Genomic DNA, 21,998 nt, shown 5'->3' on the forward strand with positions numbered 1-21,998 from the left:
TTCACGACCGCCCTTCACGTCGACACTCGATAGTGGAAAGGATACGAGCACCCGGGCCCGGTTCGCTGCGCCTGCGGCCAGACACGGCGTGTTGGGCACGAGATCTACTGCGGCTGTTCGGCGACGACCTTTCCGGCGTGCACCGCGGCGACCAATGCGCTGTGGTCTTCCTCGGTACGGTCGGCGTAGCGGACCGCGAAGCGGGCGATCGCGTCGTCGAAGCGGTCGTCACCGTCCAGATAGCCCGCCACCAGCCGCGGATCGAGCGATCGCGAATGTGCGCGAGCGAGCAGGGCGCCTGCGAGCCTGCCGTAGTCGTCGAGATCGCTCGACGGCAGACCCGCGGGATCGATATCGCCTTTGAGGTTACGGAATTGGCGCACGACGAACGGTAGCGCACCCGTGGGCAACTCGAGTGTGGTCCAACCGAGCAGGATGTCACTCTCGGACTGAACAAGCCTGGCGCCCTGCACAATTCGTTCCCCCTCGTGTCGCGGTGGCGGCGCGTCCAGGAACGGGGCGAGCGCGGACGGGTTCGCCTGTTTCACCTGGAGCACCAGTGCCTCTCCGTCATTGCCGTGCAGCAGCGCGACATAGCTGTGCAACCCGACACTACCGGTGCCGACGATCCGAAAGGCAATGTCGGACACGGCAAATCGGGCGATCAGATTCCGGCGGGACTCGCGCAACGTGTCGGTGTACCGTTCCAGGCCTTCGGTGACAGCTGCGGCGACCGCAGCCTCGACGTGGGTGAGAATCGGTGGGTCGCTGACGAATCGGTGCTTGCTGATGCCGGTTTCGTGATCCTCCAAGTGCTCGGTCCACTTCGCCACCACCTTGGCGCTGGTGTTCTTGCGCGCCTTCTTCGCAGCCTTCTTGAAGTCGTCGAGCAGATCGTCGGCTCTGGCCTTGCTGATCACCGATTCGTCGGGCAACGCGGTCCACGATTCCATGAACGGCAGCCGCGCCAACTGGGTGACGGCGAGCCGATAAGAGGTCGCCGCGTCGCGTGCCGCCTGGTAGCAGTTGTCCTCGTCGGCACCGCCCTCGCGGCCCGCGAGCACCAGACTCGCCGCGAGTCGTTCCAGGTCCCACTCCCACGGCCCGACGATGGTTTCATCGAAATCGTTGATGTCCATGATGATTTCGCCGCGCGGCGTGCCGTACAGGCCGAAGTTCGCGGCATGCGCGTCGCCGCAGATCTGCGCGGCCAGCCCGCTGTCGGGGCTGCCTGCCAGATCGGCGGCCATCAGCCCGGCGGCGCCACGGTAGAAGGTGAACGGGGTCGCGAGCATGCGGCCGATGCGCAACGGCGTCAGATGCGACAGCCGACCCGCATTGCTCGCCTCGATGAATTCGAGCACGCTCGGACGCGTGGCCCAGGTGGCCGCGCGGTCACGAGCGGTGACCGGAACCCGCTGGCGTTGCATACGGCCACGGGCCAGCACCTCGTCGGCGGACACGTAGGTGCGAAGGTCGATACCACTGTTGGACACAACATCCCACGCTAGCCGGTATGGAACCGCCTGGTCTTGTCGGATTCGCCACGTCCCGTCGCCCGCCCTTGCCTGGGGAGCGCAGCGACGGGACGGCTGTTCAGTTGGCCGGAACGACCGGGTCGACCGGAGTGATCGGCAGACGCAGCGCGCCGGGCGCCGCGCCGGGGACGGCCGGATGGTTCGGCGCGACCGGGGTGATTCGCTGGTAGGCGGTGCCGAGCGCGGGGCGGGGGTCCGCCTCGTCCTTGTTGGGCCAGAACGCCATTGCCCGCTCGGCCTGTGCGGTGATGGTCAGCGACGGGTTGACGCCGAGATTGGCCGTCACTGCCGAGCCGTCCGCGACATGCAGCCCGGGATGCCCGTACACCCGCTGATACGGGTCGACCACCCCGGTATCGGCGCTCTCGCCGATGACGCAGCCGCCGATGTAGTGCGCGGTTGCCGGGATGTTGAGCACGTCCATGATCAGGCCGTGGGTGTCACCGTTCACCTTCGCGCCGAAACGGCGGCCGACATCGTGGGCCAAGGGAATCCAGGTCGGATTCGGTTCGCCGGTACCCGCCTTGGTCTTGAGCTGCCCGCGCTTGCGGAAGGAGGTCAGCGAGTTGTCCAGCGACTGCATCACCAGCAGGATCACCGACTTCTCCGACGCGTGCCTGGCATTGAGACTGCGCAGGAACACCAAGGGATGCAACACGATGGCCAGAAGGAAGCGCAGGAACCGGAACGCGCCGCCGTCGACGATCGGCACCGACATCGGGAACAGGGCGTTCTGCCCCTTGCCGTAGTGGCACACCTCGATATGGGTGTCGGCCTCCGGATGGATCGAGGAGGTGATCGCGATGCCCTCGGCGAAATCGTGGCGTGCGCGACTGACCACATTGAGGATGGCCTCGGAATTACTGCGCGTCAGTTCGCCGAGGCGCGGCGAGAGGTTGGGCAGCACGTGCTCGTCGCGCATCTTGTGCAGCAGCTTCTGGGTGCCGAGCGCGGCGCCGGCGAAGACGACCTGTTCGGCGGTGAAGGTTGTGCGCTCCTTGCGGATCCAGCGATCCGAACGCACGGTATCGATCGCGTAGCCGCCCTCCGGAAGCGGCCGCACCGCGGTAGCTGTGGTGAGCGGGCGGACCTCGGCGCCGGCCTGTTCGGCCAGGTAGAGGTAGTTCGTAGGTGTGGTGTTCTTCGCGTTGTTGGGGCAGCCGGTGAAACATTGCGCGCAGTGCACACAGCCGCGCCGTCGTGGACCCGCGCCGCCGAAATAGGGATCGTCAACTTCGGTACCCGGGTCGTCCTCATTGAAGAACACCCCCACATCGGTCGGATGGAAGGTGTGGCCGACACCGAGGTCCTCGGCGATCTCCTTGATCACTTCGTCGGCCGGGGTCATCCGTGGATTGGGCGCTACGCCGAGCATGCGCTGTGCCTGGTCGTAGTACGGCGCGAGCTCGGATTTCCAGTCGGTGATGTGCGACCACTGCTTATCGGTATAAAAGTTCGGCAGCGGCTCGTAGAGGGTGTTGCCGTAAATCAGCGAGCCGCCACCGACCCCGGCGCCGGAGAACACCGCGCACTTGCCGAGGATGCTGATCCGCTGCGGACCGGTCAGGCCGAGTCGCGGCGCCCAGATCGAGTTGCGCACATCCCAATTCGTTTTCGGGATGTCCTCGGCATTCCACCGTCTGCCCGCCTCGAGCACACCGACCCGATACCCCTTCTCGGTCAGCCGCAGCGCGCTCACACTGCCGCCGAACCCGGAACCGATCACCACCACGTCGTAGTCGAATGCGGGCATGACTTCCTCTCACTGACCGAATAACGGATGAGATGTTTGCACAGTCATTCTGTCACCGGGTCGGATGCGACGGAATCCATAGCATGCCGCCGTGCCGATGTGGTCGCAACCGGCGTGCCCGGATGGCGCCGGCGGGGGTCGGTGCGGTATGCACGGGCGGTGACAACGGAATCGGGGACCACGGAGCCGGGCGAGCGCGCCGGCTCCGGCAATGACGGCGCGGCGGGCGGTATCTTCGCCGACCGCATCCTCACCGTCCCCAATGCGCTGAGCGTGCTGCGCCTCCTGGGGGTGCCGCTGTTCCTGTGGCTTCTGCTGGTCGAGCGGGCCGACGGATGGGCGTTCGCGCTGCTGGTCGCCAGTGGCGTCACCGACTTCCTGGACGGCAAGCTGGCCAGGCTGCTAGACCAGTCCTCGCGCCTCGGTGCGCTGCTCGACCCGTTCGTGGACCGGCTCTACCTGGTGACGACACTGGCCGCTTTCGTGATCCGCGGGCTCATCCCATGGTGGGTCGCGGTGATCCTGGTCGGTCGTGATCTGTTGCTCACGCTGACGCTTTCGGTGTACAAACGCCGCGCACTCGACCCGCCGGAGGTGATCTACCTGGGCAAAGCGGCTACCTTCGCGTTGATGTCCGCATTGCCCTGGTTGCTTGCAGGTCAGATGGATTGGGCGCTGGCAGGTTTCGGTCGGGCCTTCGGCGGGGCATTCCTGGTCTGGGGTACGGCGGTGTATGTGTGGACCGGTGTCCTCTACACCGGGAAGGCCGTCGCGGTCGCGCGAGCGATACCGTCTGTGCCGCACCGGTCCACATAGCGATTAGAGTTTGCGTGAAGGTTCCCGACGGAAAGGACGGCCTGTGACCCAGACCCCCGAGGATCTGCGCTACACCGAAGAGCACGAGTGGGTGCAACGGATCAGCCCGACACGGGTTCGGGTGGGCATCACCGATTACGCCCAGTCTCAACTCGGTGACGTCGTGTTCGTGCAGCTGCCGGAGGCAGATCGGGATGCGGCCGCGGGCGAGAGCATCGCCGAGGTCGAGTCGACCAAGAGCGTGTCCGATATCTACGCTCCGTTGGCCGCGAAAGTTGTTGCGGTGAACGAGGATCTGGTGCAGACGCCGGAGACGCTGAACACCGATCCGTTCGGCGAAGGGTGGCTGTTCGAGCTCGAACTGGCCGACCCGGCAACCCTGGATGCTGCACTTGGCGAGCTGCTGGATGCCGCAGGTTATCAAGGAGTTATCGGGGGCTGAATCAGCCTTCCCGGTTCTACCTGCACGGGTACGCCCTGGCAGGGTACGGTCAATGCCAACAGATGTGCCGGTGAGCTGATCCGGTGTTCTAGCGTCAACGATCCCAGGTCGTGGCGGTGAAGGCAGCACCTGCTTGCACGGATAATCAGGTTCGAGGAGGAGAGAAACGGTGAGCGAGAACAAAGACCCGGGTTACGGGGAGACCGCGGCCGAGACGACGTCGGTCTTCCGCGCGGATTTCCTGAACGAGGTCGACGCGTCGCGCTCCGGGGAGCCGACCGGTGAGCAGCCGGTCCAAGGGGTCGAGGGTCTGCCTGTTGGTGCGGCTCTCCTGGTCGTCAAGCGCGGACCGAATGCCGGCTCGCGGTTCCTGCTGGATCAGCCGACCACGTCGGCAGGTCGCCATCCCGACAGTGACATCTTTCTCGACGACGTCACCGTCAGCCGTCGGCACGCCGAGTTCCGGCAGGACGACGATTCCTTCCAGGTGGTCGACGTGGGCAGCCTCAACGGCACCTACGTCAACCGGGAGCCGGTGGACTCCTCGGAGCTGCAGAACGGTGACGAGGTGCAGATCGGAAAGTTCCGTCTCGTCTTCCTCACCGGCCCGCGCGCCCAGGTGAACGAGTCGTCTGCGGGTGCTGGCAGTCTATGACGCATACGGCACGGGTCCTCGTGACGGCCGTGTTGGCAGGGAAGAACGCGGCTTCATGAAAGACTCGATGCTATGACGGGCGCGGCGCAGTGGGCGCGCGGAGGCATGTCGATCGGCTCCGTGCTGGACCTGCTGCGGCCGGACTTCCCGGACATCACCATCTCGAAGATCCGTTTCCTCGAGGCCGAGGGTCTGATCCGGCCGGAGCGCACTCCGTCCGGATACCGCAGATTCTCGATTGCCGACTGTGAACGGCTCAGGTTCGTACTGACCGCGCAACGCGACCAGTACCTGCCGTTGAAGGTGATCAAGGAGCAGCTCGAAGCGATCGACAGCGGTGCGGCGACGCTCGGTGTGCGGGAAGCCCGCGCCCGGGCGCACGCCGTCCGCGACAACGAGCTCGCCACACCGTCCGAGAATGGTCGGGCCGCGCGCGGCGCGACTGTCAGCGCGCCGCGCAGGCTGGGTGTCGTGCCCGGCGAGGTCTCGCCGGACGAGCTGCGATTCGATCACGAAATCCGGCTCACCCGTTCCGATCTGCTGACGCAGGCCGACATCGACGAGAAGTTCTTGAACGACCTGATCCGGGCGAATCTGATCACCCCCGGCGCTGCGGGCTTCTTCGACGCCGAGGCGGTGACGCTCGCACGGACCGCCAAGGCGATGGCGGAATTCGGTCTGGAGGCGCGGCACTTGCGCGCCTTCAAGCTCGCCGCGGACCGGGAAGCGGCGCTGGTTGCCCAGATCGCCGCCCCGATCGCCAAGAGTCGCGACGCGGGCGCCCGCGCCCGCGCAGAGGAGACCGTGCGCGAGCTTGCCGCGCTGTCGCTGACCCTGCACACCTGCCTGGTGAAAGCGTCGGTGCGGAACTCGCTCGGCGGCTGAGTCTTCGGTGCGTCGTCGCTTGTCACAGCCGTAGCGGGTTCCACTCCGACAACACGGAGATTTCGGCTGTGCACACGGATCGCTCGACCCCTTCCCGTTCGCTTAGACTCGGTGGTACGGCGAGCTCTGCGGTAGTCATGCCGGGTGGCCGGCGGAGGTATTGGGAGGCAGTGCGATGAGTGAGCGCAGCGAGCGAATCATGTCACAGGGTGCTTCGCGCATGCCGGAGCTGAGCGTTAGCGAGGCGCAGGCATGAGTGAAATGCGCGTGATCGGCATTCGTGTCGAGCAGCCACAGAACCAGCCCGTGCTGTTGCTCCGTGAGGCGTCCGGCGATCGGTATCTACCGATCTGGATCGGACAGGCCGAGGCGACTGCGATCGTGCTCGAACAGGAGGGGGTGACCCCGATTCGTCCATTGACCCACGATCTGATCAAGATCCTGATCACCGACCTCGGGCACACCCTGAAGGAAGTGCGGATCGTGGATCTGCAAGAGGGCACTTTCTACGCGGATCTGGTCTTCGAGAACGATCTACGGGTTTCGGCGCGGCCGTCGGATTCGGTAGCGATCGCGTTGCGGGTCGGTTGCCCGATCTATGCCGAGGAACCGGTCCTCGAGGAAGCCGGATTGGTCATGCCGGACGAGCGCGAGGACGAGGTCGAGAAGTTCAAGGAGTTCCTCGAGTCGGTTTCGCCCGATGACTTCAAAGCCACTGACAGCTGAGGGATTTCGAACTTTCTTCTAGACCTCAACTACAGGTCGAGACTCTTACCGCGCGTCGCGTTTGGTCGGACGATGCCGCTCCCGGGACAATCAGAGGGAGTAACCTCGATAGTTGGGCCACGTCCGTTATGACTGGGTGTATGTGGTCAACGGAGCCGGGACATTGATGAGGCCAAGGCGTCGGCGAAGCAAGGGAGTGGTCAGTGGCAGAGCAATCGCAGGGAGTGGTACAGCCAGGCCTGTTCCCGGACGATTCGGTACCTGACGATCTTGTCGGCTACCGCGTTCCCAGCGCATGCCAGGTAGCCGGGATCACCTATCGGCAGCTCGATTACTGGGCGCGCACCGGTCTGGTCGTGCCGTCCATCCGGAGCGCCGCGGGTTCGGGCAGTCAGCGGCTGTACTCGTTCAAGGACATTCTGGTCCTGAAGATCGTGAAGCGACTATTGGACGCGGGGATCTCGCTGCAGAACATCCGCATCGCGGTCGACCACTTACGCAGTCGCGGCGTGCAGGACTTGGCGGGCATCACACTGTTCTCCGACGGCACCTCGGTGTACGAATGCACCTCGGCCGAGGAGGTAGTTGATTTACTGCAGGGTGGGCAGGGCGTTTTCGGCATCGCGGTGAGCGGTGCAATGCGCGAGTTGACCGGCGCAATCGCCAACTTCCCAGCCGAGCGGGCCGTCAGCGGCAGCGCGAGCGAGCGCCCCGAGGACGAACTGTCGTTCCGGCGCAAGGCGCGGATGAACCAGAAGACCGGCTAGAGATTCTGTGGGAGTGCCCGTCGCCTGCGGCGGGCACTTTGCTTTCTGCGGAAAGTGACGAGGGCGACACCGCCATCCGGGGTCCGGTGGCGCGGTTCGTTGCGCGCGCGGCATAAACTAGCGGTGCGTCGCCGCCGTGCGGGAGAGTCCCGGTCTTCAGAAGAGTCCGGGCGCCGAAGGAGCAGCACCTCCCCGTCAACCTCTCAGGCAACAGGGACCGTACGGGCTTCGACGCCTCTGGAAAGTGGTGACCGCTGCAGACAGCGCACGGTCGCCCGCCCATGGGGAAAGGGGTCGCACCCCGAATCTCTCAGGCTCCACGACAGAGGGGGAGGGCTGGTATCCGTCGACCGCGTTGGTCGACCCGCCCGACCTTGGGAGCTGCTGCCGTGACTCGATCATTCGCCGACCGCCATATCGGACCCGACCGGGACGAACTCGCCCGGATCCTGGACGTCGTCGGCGTCGGTTCGCTCGACGAGCTCGCCACCGCCGCCTTGCCCGCGAGCATCCTCGACGGCTCCGGTCTCGATGTGCTCCCGCCCGCGGCCACCGAGCACGAGGTGCTCACCGAGCTGGCCGAACTCGCCCATTCGAACACCGTCGCCACTTCGATGATCGGCCTCGGCTACTACGACACGTTGACCCCGCCGGTACTGGTGCGCAGCCTGCTGGAGAATCCGGCCTGGTACACCGCCTATACCCCCTACCAGCCCGAGATCAGCCAGGGCCGTCTCGAAGCGCTGCTCAACTTCCAGACCATGGTGTCGGATCTGACCGGTATGGAGGTCGCCAACTCCTCGATGCTCGACGAGGCCACCGCGGCTGCCGAGGCGATGACGCTGCTGCGCAGGGCGGGCCGGTCGAAGTCCGAGCGACTGCTCATCGACACCGACCTTTTCCCGCAGACCAAGACCGTGCTGTACACCAGGGCCGAGCCGCTCGGCATCGAGATTGTCGAGGCCGACCTCTCCTGCGGTCTGCCCGACGGCGAGTTCTTCGGTGTGCTGGTGCAGATTCCCGGTGCGTCGGGCCGGGTGGTGGACTGGGCGCCGCTGATCGAGGCGGCGCACGAGCGCGGTGCGCTGGTCGCCGTCGGTGCCGATCTGCTCGCGCTGACGCTGATCACGCCGCCGGGGGAGCAGGGCGCGGACGCCTGCTTCGGCACCACACAGCGGTTCGGCGTGCCGATGGGCTTCGGCGGACCGCACGCCGGATATCTGTCGGTGCACTCCAAGCACGCGCGGCAGTTGCCGGGCCGGCTGGTCGGCGTCTCCGTCGACGCGGACGGTTCGGTCGCCTACCGGCTCGCACTGCAGACCCGTGAACAGCACATTCGCCGTGAAAAGGCGACCTCCAACATCTGTACCGCCCAGGTGCTGCTCGCCATCCTTGCCGCGATGTACGCCAGCTATCACGGTCCCGACGGGTTGCGGGAGATCGCGCGGCGGGTGCACGGCCATGCACGGGCCATCGCCGCCGGACTCGACGGCGCTGTCGTACACGACAGCTTCTTCGACACCGTGCTGGTGCACGTGCCCGGCGGCGCGGAAGCCGTTGTGGCGAAGGCGAAGTCGCGTGGCATCAACCTGCGACTGGTGGACGCCGATCACATCGGCATCGCCTGCGACGAGGCCACCACCGCGGCGCATGTCGCCGCTGTGCTCGAATCCTTCGGTACCGCACTGTCTTCCGAGGCATCGGCCCCGGCGGCCGCGGGCGGATCGATCGAGACCCGCGCCTCCGAATATCTCACACACCCGGCCTTCACCAGCTACCACACCGAGACCGCGATGTTGCGATATCTGCGGCGGCTGTCGGACAAGGATATTGCTCTGGACCGCAGCATGATTCCGCTCGGTTCCTGCACCATGAAGCTGAATGCGACCGCCGAGATGGAGGCCATCACCTGGCCCGGCTTCGCACGGGTGCATCCGTACGCGCCGGTGGAGGATGCGCCGGGGCTGTTGCGGGTGATCCACGATCTGGAGAGCTGGCTCTCGGCGATCACCGGGTACGACTCGGTGAGCCTGCAGCCGAACGCGGGCAGTCAGGGCGAATACGCCGGGCTGCTCGCCATCCGGCGCTACCACCTCGATCGTGGTGACACGCACCGGGATACGTGCCTGATCCCGTCCAGCGCGCACGGCACCAACGCGGCGTCCGCGGCGATGGCCGGGCTGCGCGTCGAGATGGTGAAGTGTCGTGACAACGGTGATGTCGACCTGGACGACCTGCGCGCCAAGATCGCCGACCACGCCGACCGGCTGGCCTGCATCATGATCACCTACCCGTCCACGCACGGCGTGTACGAGCATGAGGTCGCCGAGCTGTGCGCGCTGGTGCACGATGCGGGCGGTCAGGTGTATGTCGACGGCGCGAACCTGAATGCGCTTGTCGGACTTGCCCGTCCGGGTCGCTTCGGCGGCGATGTGAGCCACCTGAACCTGCACAAGACCTTCTGCATCCCGCACGGCGGCGGTGGTCCAGGCGTCGGCCCGGTGGCAGTGCGCTCGCACCTGGCGCCGTACCTGCCCGGCGATCCGCTCGAAACCGGTTCGCACGCGGTGTCGGCCGCCATGTACGGCTCGGCCTCGATCCTGCCGATTACCTGGGCCTACATTCGGATGATGGGCGCCGACGGTCTGCGCAAGGCCACGCTGTCCGCGATCGCCTCGGCCAACTACATCGCCCGCCGCCTCGACGAGCACTTCCCGGTGCTCTACACCGGCGAGCACGGTATGGTCGCCCACGAGTGCATCCTGGATCTGCGCGAGATCACCAAGCAGACCGGCGTCACCGTCGATGATGTCGCCAAGCGTCTGGCGGACTATGGTTTCCACGCCCCGACCATGAGCTTCCCGGTCGCAGGCACCCTGATGGTGGAACCGACCGAAAGTGAGAACCTGGCCGAACTCGACGAGTTCATCCTCGCGATGACCTCGATCCGCGATGAGATCGACAAGGTAGCGGCCGGCGTGTGGCCGGTGGAAGACAACCCGTTGCGCGGCGCACCGCACACTGCGGCGTGCCTCGTCGGCGAATGGGATCACCCCTACAGCCGGGAGGTCGCGGTGTTCCCGCACGGTCTGACCCCCGACCGTGGCAAGGTCTGGCCGTCGGTTCGCCGTATCGACGGTGCTTATGGCGACCGCAACCTGGTCTGCTCTTGCCCGCCGCTGGAGGCGTACGCCGACTGACCACCGCCATACCGGCCGGCCTCCTCTCCTCGGAGGTCGGGCCGGTATTGCGGGAGCATCTGTTCGTTTGTTGTGCCGCAACGGGTTCGGCTGCTGCCGGGAACCGGGCGGGCGTCCTCGCTCCGAGGACATCTGCGGCAGCTGAGCGCGCTGTGGCGCGGATCGTGCCGCGCGGATGCCCGAACCGATCGTCGGCGGTCTGCGCGCTCAGCGATGAGGGGCGAGCCGGATTCAGGGGGTGGTCAGCGCGCGCACCATTGCGGTGCCGAAGCTGATGTCGTCGGAGCTGGCCAGGCGGGTGTAGGTACCGCCGGTGCGCTGGGTGGCGGTTTGCAGGGTTTCGGTGCCGTTGCCGCCGATGACGATGACGTCGATGCGGACCGGGCGGGATTTATCCATGGCATTGCCGAGGTCGGCGATCAGTTTGGTGCCGGTGATCGTCGAGTCGTCGTCGGGGCCGTCGGTGATCAGGAGGACCGAATTGGTCCGGCCCGCGGTGTAGCCCTGGACCGCCGCGCGATAGGCGGCCAGTAGCGACGGGTACGCCTGGTCGGTGCGGGATTCGGTGGGGCGCAGGGTATTCAGCGCTGTGGTGAGAGCGGTTCGCTGGTCGACGGTGAGTGGTGCGGTGACTGCCTCGACCCTGTACGGAGCGGCACCGTCGAGATTCTTGCCGAAGGTCCAGACACCGAGGCCGAAGTCCGGCGGCATGACATTCATCGTCGAGGTGAGCGCGCCGAGGACATTCGTGAGTCGGGTGGTCGAGCCGTCGGTGGTGCCCATCGAGGCGGAGACATCGAGCAGCACCGTCGACTGCACGCCGAGAACCGGGTTGGCGAGGGTGGCGCGCACCTTGTCCAGCGCGGCGCGGGATGGCACGGCGGTCGCGGTGGCCGGTGCGGCAGCGAAGCCGGCGGCGGCGAAGGTCTGTGCCTGCTGTGGGGTGCGCAGGTAGTCGGCGAATATGCCTGCGATCAGGTTCTGGGTCTTGTCCACCCAGGGTCCCGACATCAATGCGGCCGGGTGGTCGGCCACCGGCGCCGCACCGGCGGGGCTGAACGTTGCGAGTCCGCCCTGCGCCCTGACCTGCTGCGCGGTGGTGGCCACCACATGAACTGGCGCGTCTGCCGGTTGGGGCGCGCCCGCGACGGCGGCCAGTGCCATCGTAGTGTCCTGAGCCTCGGATGCTTTGGCGGCGAGCAGGGAGATTGCGGACACCACCTGGCCGGACTGCGCTGCCTGATCGGAGAGTGGATCGGTACCGGACACGGTCGAGCCGACCGCGGCGGCCGCGGCCAGCGTCGCGTCGCCCGGCGGCAGCGCCATGCGCAGTCCGGCCCAGTCGGGCAGGCCGATCTCGGCAAGCGAACCCTGTTGCAGGCGTGGCAGATCTGACCAGGTGACCTTGGCTTCGTCGAGCGCCCGGCCCAGGTCTTCCGGGACGGCGAGCACGATCGGGCTGACCGCGACCGGCGCCGGATTGCCCTCGATCAGACCTGGTGTCCGCATGGATTCGATGGAGCGCAGCGAGTCGGCAATCCACAGCGCGGGCTGCGGTCCGAGCTGCTGGTTCCACGGCGCGTTCGCGGTGAAGGCCGCCACCATTGCCGCGGACGGTTGGGCGGTCACCTCGACCTTCGCACAGTGATCACGGATGCGCGGATTGGTCGCGTTGTAGCCGTCGGCGATCGTGCGCACCGAGGGCGCAATGTCCGAGTCGGCTGTGACGTACAGCGTTGCGGGCCCTTCCACGCACTCCGCTGCGGCAGCGCTGTCCCGATCGGCGGCCCTGTTGCTCAGCTTGTTCCAGGCGAACACGCCCGCGACTAGCAGCACGACGGCCGCCACTGCGATAACCGGACCTTTGCTGACCCCCCGTGATCGGGTTCCGCTGCGATGAGTGCCCACGAGATCAAGTGTATGTTCACGTGAGATTTGCCGAGCGGGTGTGGCATCGATCGAGACGTCCGACACCAAACCGCCCGTCAAACCGGTGTAAGCCGGGACTTCGGGTCCCGGCTTACACCGGCTGGTTACGGCACCGGCATTCGGTTACTCGCGGATCATCCGACCACGGTCGAATTCATGGCCGCCCCAGACACCGGATTGATCGGTGCGAGCGGCGAATTCACCGCAGGCCACCCGGATCGGGCAGCCCGCGCAGACCTCGCGGGCATAGTCGAAATCCTGCGACGGATACGGGAACCACGCTTCGTGATTCGGGTCACCGCGGCACGCCGCTCGGTGCCAGCCCTGGCTGTCCGAGAGCGGGAGCAGATCGGTCAGCGTCGATTCGGCGGGTGCGGTTGTCTCCAGTCGGACGTTCATGGTGATCCTTCTCCTTTCTCACGCGGCTCGAGTGCCTGCCAGTTGCTTCCAGATCTGCCGCTGCCGCTTTTCCAGATGGCGCGGCACCTTCGGCTCCCACAGCAGCCGCATGCCCGCCTCCTCGGGGGTGTGGTCGGCCTTGATCGTGTTGCACGGCGCGCAGCAGGCGATCAGGTTGCTCCACGTATTCGGTCCGCCGCGGCTGCGCGGGCGGACGTGGTCGACGGTGCCGGCCCACGCGGCGCAGTAGCCGCACCGGTGGCTGTCGCGGCGCAGCACCCCGGCCAGCGTCGCGTGGCTCTCGTCCTGCACTCGGACCACATGCTCGAGGTACACGTAGCGCAGCAGCCGGATAGTTTCCGGCAGTGCGATCTCGAGGTGCCTGGACCGGATCGGGAAGTGCGGCTCCCGGTCGGCGACGGACTCGGCGACTCCGCCCATGAGCAGCACGACGGCCCGCTCGGCAGTGATCTCGTCGAGCGCCTCGTAGCTGGCGTTGAGCACCAGCACACGGGTGCGTATCCAATTGTCGACAGTCAACACCACCGGATCGGTGGCACGGTGGAACGTCATGGGAATCACCATGTTTCGAGTGAGAGCGAGCGAATTCGAAGGAGAGTGGCGGGCGGTCAGACGCCGGCCGGGAGGCGGCCGAGATCCGATCCACTGTTGGTCGCGCGCTGGCGCATATTGATCAAAGCCACCTCCTCCTTTCTTGGTGCTCTTGATCACCTCGGAATCGGGTGATCGTCGTCGAATCACATGGTGGCACAACACACCTGCCGTTGTCGGGTCATTTTCGCCGGCCTCGCGCGTTCTCGGCGATCAGCCGTCGCGGAGTTTCCAGCCACAGGGAATACGCAAAGGCGGTCTTGCGCAAAGGCATTGACATACTGAGTCGCGTCGAGTTTCGGCTGTCGGGTCTGCCATGGGATGGCAAGGCGCATCGTTCTCGAGGTGGAGTCTCACCGATCGAGTCGTGGGAACGTGGGAAATGATCGCGGTCGAAGTACTGTTGTGGGGACTCGTCGCGGGACTTGTCCACTTTGTTGCGATAGTGGTCCTGTACGGAAGTCCGTTGGTGAAACGGATTTATGCCGCCGACAGCGAGGTGAGCCCGCCCGCGCGGATCGGATCGGCCTCGCGCTATGTCCACTCGTTTGCTGGGTACGCAAATCGAGGTGTACATCATGACGATCGGGTTTGCTTGGCTGCATCCGCTGCTCCCGGTGCACGGTCTGGCCGGAGCGATGTCGCTGGCCGGGTTGTTCGCCGCGCTGCGGGTCTATCCGCCGGTCTGGGCCCTGTGGATACAAGGCGCCTACTCCAACGGTTACCTCTTCGTCGAAGTCTTGGGCGGCGTCAGCGGTACCGTAGTCGTGATGCTCGCACTGTATTTCCTGATGTGAGGGTAGGCCACAGAGTGGGGCTACCCGGTTCCGAGCTTGTCCAACGGCTCATGTCTGCTCGACCAACCACTGGCGCAGCCACGAGGTGGCGGTGGCGCCCGACGGGTCGACGACGTAGGCGGGATAGTTCTGGTGGACGAAGGAGTTATAGAACTCCTCGAGTTTCTGTTTGCGCTCGTCCATGCCCGGATCGGCGAGCTGGTTCTGCAACATCGGGACAATGCCGACGCTCATCAGATCGTTGAAGATTGCGACGGCTTCCTGCTGGTAACGCCACAGCTGCGCCGGGTTCGGATCGGAAGCCTGGGCGAGGAAGCCTGCGAAACGGGCCGCGAAATCGGTGGGCGGGGTCGAGCAGTACAGGTCGCCGTCCGCGCAGAAGGTTCGAGTCTTGTGGCTGAGGAGGCCGAAGCCGCCGATCCGCGGACCACCTGCACCCGCACCCTGTACCGGCGGACCGACGAGCGCGTCATTGGGGGAGCGGCGCGGATCCGAGACGAGGCCGACCGCGGCGATGCGCTCCGGTTCGACCGGACCGAAGCCGGTGCCGATTTCCGCGGCCAGGTCGCCGGCGGCGTCGGCGCCCTGGCTGTAGCCGATGAGCGCGATCTTCGTCGCGCCGCACCGCTGAGCCATGGCGGTGACCAGGCCGCGGGCGTTGTCGGTGGCCTGCTTCTTGGAGCGGCCGTAGACGTCGACCTCCCACGGGAAAGCGGTGGCGGCATAGCTCACGTAGTCGGTCCGCACATCGGAGGGCAGATTGTCGGTGACACTCGCGAGCATGCCCTCGCCGGGCTTGCTGTCGGAGGTCTCCCAGGTGCCGGGTATCGCGACGACGTAGAGACCGGGGCACTCGGGTGTGGCAGGCGCTATGCCTGCTCCACTGACGGCGCCTGCCGCGCCGATCGTGACAGATCCGACGATGGCGCCGACTATTCTGCGAATCATCATGTTCATACCCCGGGTGTACTGGTTCCGAAGCTGGCTGGTTGCCGCTGGCGACCACTTTGGTCCCCACACTGACAACCGTACGGTCTGTCCGGGGAGTTCGACGGGAATCACGGCCGACAAAGAGTAGACATTTTCCGCCGACCGTCCTGCACAGGCTTCTCATCAGGGGGAATGATCCGATTCCGGCTCTGCCGCATTCGAATTGGGCGGCCGACCAACTCTGTGTGTGGGCCGCCCTGTGCGGCAAGAGGTTTGCCGCCGCGTCAGCTCTGTTCGAGTCGGGCAGCGCCGAAAGACATATTGAAGCGATCACACCAGATGCTGACGCCGGTCAACGTGGTCAGGTCGGTGTCCACGGTTTCGGCCCAGTCGACCTCGTGGTGGCGGATTTCGTCCCCGACTGGTCATCTGGAGTGCTCGGCACGGCGTGTTAACGCCGGTGCGTTGTTTCGAGAGACCCGCACGTCGTGTTCAGCCGATCGGGGAGTGCCCCAACAGCACGCGTCCGCTGAACCGAGTCTGCTTGGCCCGCGGGAGCGGGTGGAACAGACTGCCGTGTACGTCGCGGTAACGCATTTCGATATCGCAGGTGCGGGAATAGCCCAGACCGCCGACGGTTTCGATGGCGAGGCGGACGGCCGAGATGAGAGCCTCGGCGGCCACCGCCTTGCGGCTCAGGGTGCGGGCGGCGTAGGCATCGGTGTTGTCGAAGCGCAGATTGTCGGAGTCGGTGAACATGGCAGCGATCAGGTCGGCTGCGGTGGTGTGGGCGTTGGTCATTTCACCCGCCAACTGGAAGGTGTGCGGGTCGGTGCGGTCGGCTACCAGCAGGGCGGCCGATTCAACGGCGCCGTCGGCGATGCCGAGATAGGCGGCCATGACCAGCGGCATGGCCGCGCCGATCACCACGTTCAGCACCGGCGGCCAGACGCCGACCGGGCGGACCATCGAGACCGCGGCATCGGGCACGAAGACCTCGTCGAAGATCACGGTGTGTGATCCGCTGGCTCGCAAACCGAGTGTGTCCCACGTTTTTTCGATCCGTACGCCGTTGGTGGAGCGCGGGATCGCGCAGTGCAGCACCTGCGGCCCTTCGGGTGCGTCGTCCCATCGGATGCTGGTGACGAGCACCGTGCCGACCTCGCAACCGCTGGCGGGAGCCTTGCGCGCGCTGACGCGGAAGCCGCCCGCGACCCGCGAGGCCCGGCCATTGGAGTTCACCCAGTCCGAGGCGCCGGTACTGACCAGGATCGCGCCCGCCGCCACCTTGGTGAAGACCGGTGTGGCGTCGATTCCGTGGTGATGCCGCCACACTTGCGCGGCCACCAGATGCGAATGCATGGCGAAGGCGACCGCCGTGGACGGGTCGTGACGGCCGAGTTCGCGCAGGATCGCACCGATCTCCTGGTGGGTGGCTCCGCCGCCGCCGAATTCGGTGGGCACGAGCGCGGCCGTGAGTCCGGTGGTGCGCAGGAGGTCGTAGGCGTCCTCGGCGATGTCGCCGGTCCGGTCGCGTTCGGCGACGCCTGGGCTCAGGTTTTGGCCGATCTGCCGCGCGAGGGCGATCCAGTCGGTGGCGGTCCGGGTGGTGTCTGCAGCGGTAGTTGTCATGTTTCGAAGTTAGGAACGGCCGCGATAAACGGATAGTCCACAAAGTGGACTCTCCCGGTTCAGAAGTAGGACCCTTCGTGAGGTGACCATGATCCACCACCCATCGACTGCGGGGTACGGCCAGTACTGCCCGATCTCGCGGGCCCTCGACGTGCTCGGTGAGCGCTGGTCGTTACTCATCCTGCGCGACCTGCTCATCGGCACGTCCCGATTCAACGACCTCGCCCGCGGGCTGCCCGGGCTGTCGCGCAGCCTGCTCGCCAAACGGCTGCGCCAATTCGAGCGTGCCGGTCTCGTCGAGAAGGCCGGCGGCAACTACCTGCTCACCGTGGCCGGGCAGGAGCTGGAACCGATCCTGTTCGGCCTCGGCGAATGGGGCGCCCGCTGGACCTTCGGCGAACCGCGGCAGGAGGAACTCGACCCGGGTCTGCTGGTCTGGTGGATGCACTCCCGGCTTGACACCTCGTCGTTCCCCGGCAAACGGCACGTGTTCGCGGTCCGCTTCCGCGACGAGGTCCGCCGCTACTGGATCGTCGTCGAGTCCGGCATCGCCTCGGTCTGCGTCGGTGACCCCGGCTACCCGGTCGACGTCTCGATCACCGCAGACATGGCCTCGCTCTACCAGGTCTGGCTCGGCCGCATGCCCCTGTCGCGCGCCGTGCGAACGGGCCGCGTCGAATTCGCGGGCCCGTCCGCACTGACCCGCCGCATGCCCCCGGTACTGAAACTGAGCCCCGTTGCGCCGTACTCGGATTCGCTATCCACCCTCGATCCCGCCACCCGCGCCTCGTAGCGGCGCCGCGAATCGCCGGGCGGGGCCGATAGGGTGTCGCGTCAGAGGTTCCCGACTAGGTGCTCGAGACGGCGCGCCACCAGTTCGCGTGCCTGTTCGCGCAGCGCCGGGCGATAGCCGCTCGGATAGACCGGATCGCCGGGTGCGTAGTCCTTCAGGACCTCCTTGGCCAGCGTGATCTTGTGGACCTCGGTCGGTCCATCGGCAATGGCCATGACCTCGGCGTAGTTCATCATGTCGACGAACGGGAGATCGGTGCTGACACCGATGGCGCCGTGCAGATGCAGTGCGCGCTGCGCGATATCGTGCATCACCTTGGGCATCGCGACCTTGATGGCGGCAATGTCCTTGCGCACCTTCAAGTAGTCCTGTTCCTTATCGATGCGCCACGCGGTGCGCAGCACCAGTAGCCGGAACTGCTCCATCTCGATCCAGCTGTCGGCGATACGTTCTTGCGTCATCTGCAGTCCCGCCAGCGGTCCTTTGCGCATCGGCCGGGAGACGGCGCGCTCAGCCATCATGTCGAAGGCCTTGCGCACCAACGCGACCGTGCGCATGGCGTGATGCACGCGGCCGCCGCCGAGACGGGTCTGGGCCACGACGAAACCCTGACCTTCGGCGCCGAGCAGATGGTCGGCGGGGACCCGGACGTCGGTGAAGCGCAGGTGGCCCTCGTGCTCGCTGAAGCCGTGGACATGGAAGTTCTTGACGATCTCGAGGCCGGGGGTGTCGGCGGGCACGATGAACATCGACATACCCTGGTACGCGCTGACTTCGGTGTCGGTGACCACCATGACGATGTGGAAGCTCGCGAACTGCGCGTTCGAGTTGAACCACTTCTCACCGTTGATCACCCAGGAGTCGCCGTCGCGCAGGGCCGTCGTCTTGAATGTCGTCGGATCGGAGCCGCCGGTCGGCTCGGTCATCACATAGCAGGATCCGATCTCACCGGACAGCAACGGTTCGAGGTACCTCGCCTTCTGCTCCGGCGTGCCGTAGTGCGCGAGAATTTCCGCGTTGCCGGAATCCGGTGCCTGACAACCGAATACCGAGGGCGCCCACATCGAGGTGCCGAGCACCTCGTTGAGCAGCGCGAGCTTCATCTGTCCGTAGCCGGGGCCGCCGAGTTCGGGACCCAGGTGACAGGCCCACAGGCCTTGGGCCTTCACCTGCTCCTTGAGTGGCCGCATCAGAGCCATGGCTTCGGTGTTGGTGCGGTCGTAGGGATTCGGGTAGAGCAGATCCAGCGGCTCCACCTCGGTGTGGACGAATTCCGCTGCCCAGTCCAGTTTCTTCTGATATTCCGGGTCGGTTTCGAAATCCCAAGCCATGGTCAGCCTTTCGTCTGTTCGGTCGGGCGCACAATGCCGTCGAGGAAGGTGGTCGCGAGGAGGTCGGCGATCTCTTCGGGTGTGTGACCGCCATGCGGGCGGTACCAGAACGTCACCATGTTCAGCATGCCGAGCACACTGTTGGTGACGACATGGTCGTCGGTGCGCAACAGTCCGGCCGCGCAGCCCGCGTCGATGACGCGCTGCCAGCAGTGCTGCACCTGATCGCGCAGGTCTTGCAGTTGGCTGCCGCGCTCGCCGGTCAATGCCGTCACGTCGCGCAATTGGATGGCGACCTCGCGACGGTGCCGGACGATCAGGTCGACGTGGCTGTGGATCAGCTTGCGCAGCTTGGTGATCGGGTCGTCGTCGTTATCGGCGATCTGTTGGGCATCGATGAGCATCAATTGGATGTAGTCCCGCAGGATCTGCCACAGTAGTTCTTCTTTGGACCCGATGTGGTAGTAGAGCGCGCCGCGCTGCACCCCGGCCCGATCACCGATTTCGGCCACGCCGGTACCGTGGAAACCCTTCTCCGCGAACAGCTCCACGGCGGCATCCACAATGCGCTCGCGGGTCGCCTCGGCAGTTGTTTCCGTCGCGGGCGGGCGACCGCGACGGCGTGGAGTGGCGATATCGGTCATCGGCGTGGATCCAGCACGACTTTGGAGACGCCGTCGGCTCGTTCGGCGAACGTCCGGTAGGCACTCGGGCCCTCGGACATCGGGAGTCGATGCGACACAACCGCTTCCGGAGTCAGCTGCCCGGCCGCCGTGAGACGAAGCAGTGCGGGCAATTCGTATTGGATCGAACACAGCCCGATGTGGAACTCGAGCTCCTTGACCTGCGCCAGCTGCATATGGAAAGGGAACGCTCGATTCTGGCTCACTCCGACCACGCTGACCCGCCCACGATGTCCAACCGCACTGATGGCGAGCTTGATCGTCGCGTCGGCGCCGACCGCCTCCAGCGCGACGTCCGCACCGCCGCCGAGCATGTCGCGGATGGCAGACTTGGGATCGTCGGACTCGATGGGCTCTGCACCCAATTCGGCGGCCCGCTTGCGGCGCTCGCCGACCAGATCGACGCCGAGCACCCGCGCGGCGCCCATCGCGAACGCCGACTGGACCGCCATCAGCCCCACCGGCCCGAGCCCGATGACCACCACGGTGTCACCGGGTGCGATGCGGGCCCGGCGCGCTCCGTACCAGGCGGTGGGGGCGTTATCGGTCAGCACGACCGCGGCCTCGTCGCCGACCTCGTCGGGTAGGCGCACCAAGTTTCCTTCGGCATGGGGGACCGCGAGTAGTTCGGCCTGCGTGCCTGCCAGCGACCCGCCCAACCCGTAGCAGGCATCGATCGGCAGGGGATGGCGTTCGCAGGCGGCGACGATGCCACGCTTGCACTGCGCGCACCGATCGCAGCCGACCGAGGCGGAGGCGAGCACCCGGTCGCCGATCGCGAAACCTTCGACATCGGGACCGAGTTCGACGATCTCGCCAACCGCTTCATGGCCGACGGTATATCCGGTGCCGTCGGTGAAGCCGTGTCCGGCATAGATGTGCAGGTCGCTACCGCAGATGCCCGCTGCTGTGACGCGGATGATTGCCCCGTCGCGCCCCGGCAATGCCGGATCGGGCACTTCGGTGAACGAAATCTGCTGCGGACCCACGTAGGTCAATGCCTTCATCGGATGCTGCCCTCCACATAGTCGAGCGCTGTGTTGCGCGAAATCGTTGGGGTGTCTTGGTATTCAGGTGCTTTCATCGCCAGCCGCCATCCAGGGCGAGGGTGGCTCCGGTGCAGAATGCCGAGGCATCGGTGGCGAAGAAGAGCGCGGCGCCGACGATCTCGTTCGGTTCGCCCACCCGGGCCAGTGCGTTATGTCTGGTCATCTCGGCCCGTAGCTCGTCGGGCCACGACTTGGCGATATCAGTGGCGAAGGCGCCGCACTGAATGGTGTTGACGCGCACTGTCGGTCCGAATGTCTGTGCAAGACCGCCGGTCAGATTGGACAACCCGGCCTTCGCCGCCGCATAGGGAACCGCGAGCGGTTCCGGCCGTGCCGCCTCGATCGAGGAGATATTGATGATCGAACCGCCGCCCCCAGCCGTCATGCGCGTGCCGATCACAGCGGACAGGCGGAACGGACCCTTGAGGTTCACCCCGATCACCTTGTCGAACATCGCTTCGGTCACCTGGTCCAGGCTCGGATATAGCAGCGACATTCCCGCGTTGTTGACCAGCACGTCGACCGTGCCGAATTCGGCGTAGACGGTGTCGACCAGTGCATCGCACTGCGCCCAATCGCTGACATTGCATGCCACCGGCAAGGCCCGGCGACTGTAGGTGCTGCGCACCTCGTCTGCGAGCTCGACGCACCCGTCGAGCTTGCGGCTGGCGATCACCACGTCGGCGCCCGCTTCTGCGAACGCGAGCACCATCTCCCTGCCGAGGCCCCGACTTCCCCCGGTGACCAGCACGACCTTGTCCGACAAGGACTGTCCCGGCAACGACACCCTGCACTCCATTGGTCTAGGCATACGAACCTATAGGAAATGTTCCAGTCAGTACATTAAATGTACCGGCCGATACAATCAAGGGTCTGCACGACCTTCCGTCGCACCCTTTGGACGCGCAGACGAATGGGCGCCCGATGGTCGGCGTGGCGGAATGCTGTGGCAGCAGGCGCCGCAAGTGCGACGCGTCGACCCGACGCATCGAGGTGTCACTACCCACGGGTAACATTGGCGGCGATTTTCCTACCCGACTTTCTCAAAAGTGAGGCAGTAG

The 21,998-nt window shown here is 65.9% G+C and carries 20 protein-coding genes, 1 pseudogene and 1 riboswitch; of the genes and pseudogenes, 9 read left to right on the plus strand and 12 right to left on the minus strand.

Annotated elements, in window-relative coordinates:
* Positions 1-104: 104 nt before the first annotated feature.
* A complete protein-coding gene (locus ACLMAL_RS02835) occupies positions 105-1,496 on the minus strand; it encodes a DUF2252 domain-containing protein (protein WP_411997638.1) in 1,392 nt (463 codons plus the stop codon).
* A 100-nt stretch (positions 1,497-1,596) separates the two neighbouring features.
* On the minus strand, positions 1,597-3,291 hold the full coding sequence (locus tag ACLMAL_RS02840) for a GMC oxidoreductase (protein ID WP_411997639.1): 1,695 nt from the start codon (positions 3,289-3,291) through the stop codon (positions 1,597-1,599).
* A gap of 159 nt (positions 3,292-3,450) precedes the next feature.
* On the opposite strand from ACLMAL_RS02840, the gene ACLMAL_RS02845 reads away from it, so the two are divergent.
* The 7 genes and pseudogenes from ACLMAL_RS02845 to gcvP all read left to right on the plus strand — a co-directional run bounded on the left by ACLMAL_RS02845 (position 3,451) and on the right by gcvP (position 10,782).
* Positions 3,451-4,107, plus strand: a complete 657-nt coding sequence (locus tag ACLMAL_RS02845) for a CDP-alcohol phosphatidyltransferase family protein (protein ID WP_406229670.1) — start codon at positions 3,451-3,453, stop codon at positions 4,105-4,107.
* 43 nt (positions 4,108-4,150) lie between these two features.
* Positions 4,151-4,549 carry a glycine cleavage system protein GcvH gene (gcvH, locus tag ACLMAL_RS02850; RefSeq protein WP_411997640.1) on the plus strand — a complete coding sequence of 133 codons (399 nt, stop codon included), beginning with the start codon at positions 4,151-4,153 and terminating at the stop codon, positions 4,547-4,549.
* A gap of 169 nt (positions 4,550-4,718) precedes the next feature.
* Positions 4,719-5,204: an FHA domain-containing protein gene (locus ACLMAL_RS02855; protein WP_328400107.1), complete on the plus strand. Its 486-nt coding sequence runs from the start codon at positions 4,719-4,721 to the stop codon at positions 5,202-5,204.
* A gap of 72 nt (positions 5,205-5,276) precedes the next feature.
* Complete coding sequence (locus tag ACLMAL_RS02860) at positions 5,277-6,089, plus strand: MerR family transcriptional regulator (RefSeq protein WP_411997641.1); 813 nt, start codon at positions 5,277-5,279, stop codon at positions 6,087-6,089.
* Positions 6,090-6,341: 252 nt separating this feature from the next.
* Entirely contained in the window at positions 6,342-6,815 is a 474-nt protein-coding gene (locus ACLMAL_RS02865; protein ID WP_328400111.1) for a bifunctional nuclease family protein, read from the plus strand.
* 215 nt (positions 6,816-7,030) lie between these two features.
* A pseudogene (locus tag ACLMAL_RS02870) lies at positions 7,031-7,582 on the plus strand (MerR family transcriptional regulator); the annotation flags it as partial.
* A 129-nt stretch (positions 7,583-7,711) separates the two neighbouring features.
* A riboswitch (glycine riboswitch) is annotated at positions 7,712-7,812 on the plus strand.
* Positions 7,813-7,971: 159 nt separating this feature from the next.
* Entirely contained in the window at positions 7,972-10,782 is a 2,811-nt protein-coding gene (gene gcvP, locus ACLMAL_RS02875) for an aminomethyl-transferring glycine dehydrogenase (RefSeq protein WP_411997642.1), read from the plus strand.
* Positions 10,783-11,013: 231 nt separating this feature from the next.
* On the opposite strand, the gene ACLMAL_RS02880 is transcribed toward gcvP, so the two are convergent.
* The 3 genes from ACLMAL_RS02880 to ACLMAL_RS02890 form a co-directional block, all read right to left on the minus strand.
* The gene (locus ACLMAL_RS02880) at positions 11,014-12,690 is read right to left on the minus strand and encodes a VWA domain-containing protein (protein WP_411997643.1); all 1,677 of its coding nucleotides are present in this window, start codon (positions 12,688-12,690) and stop codon (positions 11,014-11,016) included.
* A 144-nt stretch (positions 12,691-12,834) separates the two neighbouring features.
* A complete protein-coding gene (locus tag ACLMAL_RS02885) occupies positions 12,835-13,110 on the minus strand; it encodes a WhiB family transcriptional regulator (RefSeq protein WP_411997644.1) in 276 nt (91 codons plus the stop codon).
* An 18-nt stretch (positions 13,111-13,128) separates the two neighbouring features.
* Positions 13,129-13,683, minus strand: coding sequence for an HNH endonuclease (locus ACLMAL_RS02890; protein WP_411997645.1), 555 nt, complete (start codon positions 13,681-13,683; stop codon positions 13,129-13,131).
* Positions 13,684-14,300: 617 nt separating this feature from the next.
* Here ACLMAL_RS02890 and ACLMAL_RS02895 point away from each other — a divergent pair.
* Positions 14,301-14,519 (plus strand): hypothetical protein, encoded by a 219-nt coding sequence (locus ACLMAL_RS02895; RefSeq protein WP_411997646.1) that lies wholly within the window; start codon positions 14,301-14,303, stop codon positions 14,517-14,519.
* Positions 14,520-14,567: 48 nt separating this feature from the next.
* Here ACLMAL_RS02895 and ACLMAL_RS02900 read toward each other — a convergent pair whose 3' ends face one another.
* From ACLMAL_RS02900 to ACLMAL_RS02910, 3 genes are all read right to left on the minus strand, one after another.
* Complete coding sequence (locus ACLMAL_RS02900; protein ID WP_411997880.1) at positions 14,568-15,470, minus strand: cutinase family protein; 903 nt, start codon at positions 15,468-15,470, stop codon at positions 14,568-14,570.
* Between the two features lie 263 nt (positions 15,471-15,733).
* On the minus strand, positions 15,734-15,826 hold the full coding sequence (locus ACLMAL_RS02905; protein WP_411997647.1) for a DM13 domain-containing protein: 93 nt from the start codon (positions 15,824-15,826) through the stop codon (positions 15,734-15,736).
* Between the two features lie 115 nt (positions 15,827-15,941).
* Entirely contained in the window at positions 15,942-17,081 is a 1,140-nt protein-coding gene (locus tag ACLMAL_RS02910; protein ID WP_411997648.1) for an acyl-CoA dehydrogenase family protein, read from the minus strand.
* 88 nt (positions 17,082-17,169) lie between these two features.
* Here ACLMAL_RS02910 and ACLMAL_RS02915 point away from each other — a divergent pair, with 88 nt between their 5' ends.
* Positions 17,170-17,874 (plus strand): winged helix-turn-helix transcriptional regulator, encoded by a 705-nt coding sequence (locus ACLMAL_RS02915; protein ID WP_411997881.1) that lies wholly within the window; start codon positions 17,170-17,172, stop codon positions 17,872-17,874.
* Positions 17,875-17,915: 41 nt separating this feature from the next.
* Here ACLMAL_RS02915 and ACLMAL_RS02920 read toward each other — a convergent pair whose 3' ends face one another.
* The 4 genes from ACLMAL_RS02920 to ACLMAL_RS02935 all read right to left on the minus strand — a co-directional run bounded on the left by ACLMAL_RS02920 (position 17,916) and on the right by ACLMAL_RS02935 (position 21,718).
* A complete protein-coding gene (locus ACLMAL_RS02920) occupies positions 17,916-19,205 on the minus strand; it encodes an acyl-CoA dehydrogenase family protein (RefSeq protein ID WP_411997649.1) in 1,290 nt (429 codons plus the stop codon).
* Positions 19,206-19,207: 2 nt separating this feature from the next.
* Positions 19,208-19,849, minus strand: a complete 642-nt coding sequence (locus ACLMAL_RS02925; protein ID WP_411997650.1) for a TetR/AcrR family transcriptional regulator — start codon at positions 19,847-19,849, stop codon at positions 19,208-19,210.
* The gene (locus tag ACLMAL_RS02930) at positions 19,846-20,895 is read right to left on the minus strand and encodes an alcohol dehydrogenase catalytic domain-containing protein (protein ID WP_411997651.1); all 1,050 of its coding nucleotides are present in this window, start codon (positions 20,893-20,895) and stop codon (positions 19,846-19,848) included. Before ACLMAL_RS02930 ends, ACLMAL_RS02925 begins: the two co-directional genes overlap by 4 nt.
* Positions 20,896-20,968: 73 nt before the next feature.
* Positions 20,969-21,718 (minus strand): SDR family NAD(P)-dependent oxidoreductase, encoded by a 750-nt coding sequence (locus ACLMAL_RS02935; protein WP_411997882.1) that lies wholly within the window; start codon positions 21,716-21,718, stop codon positions 20,969-20,971.
* Positions 21,719-21,998: the final 280 nt, after the last annotated feature.

The organism is Nocardia sp. CWNU-33 (assembly GCF_046764895.1).
Classification (GTDB): domain Bacteria; phylum Actinomycetota; class Actinomycetes; order Mycobacteriales; family Mycobacteriaceae; genus Nocardia.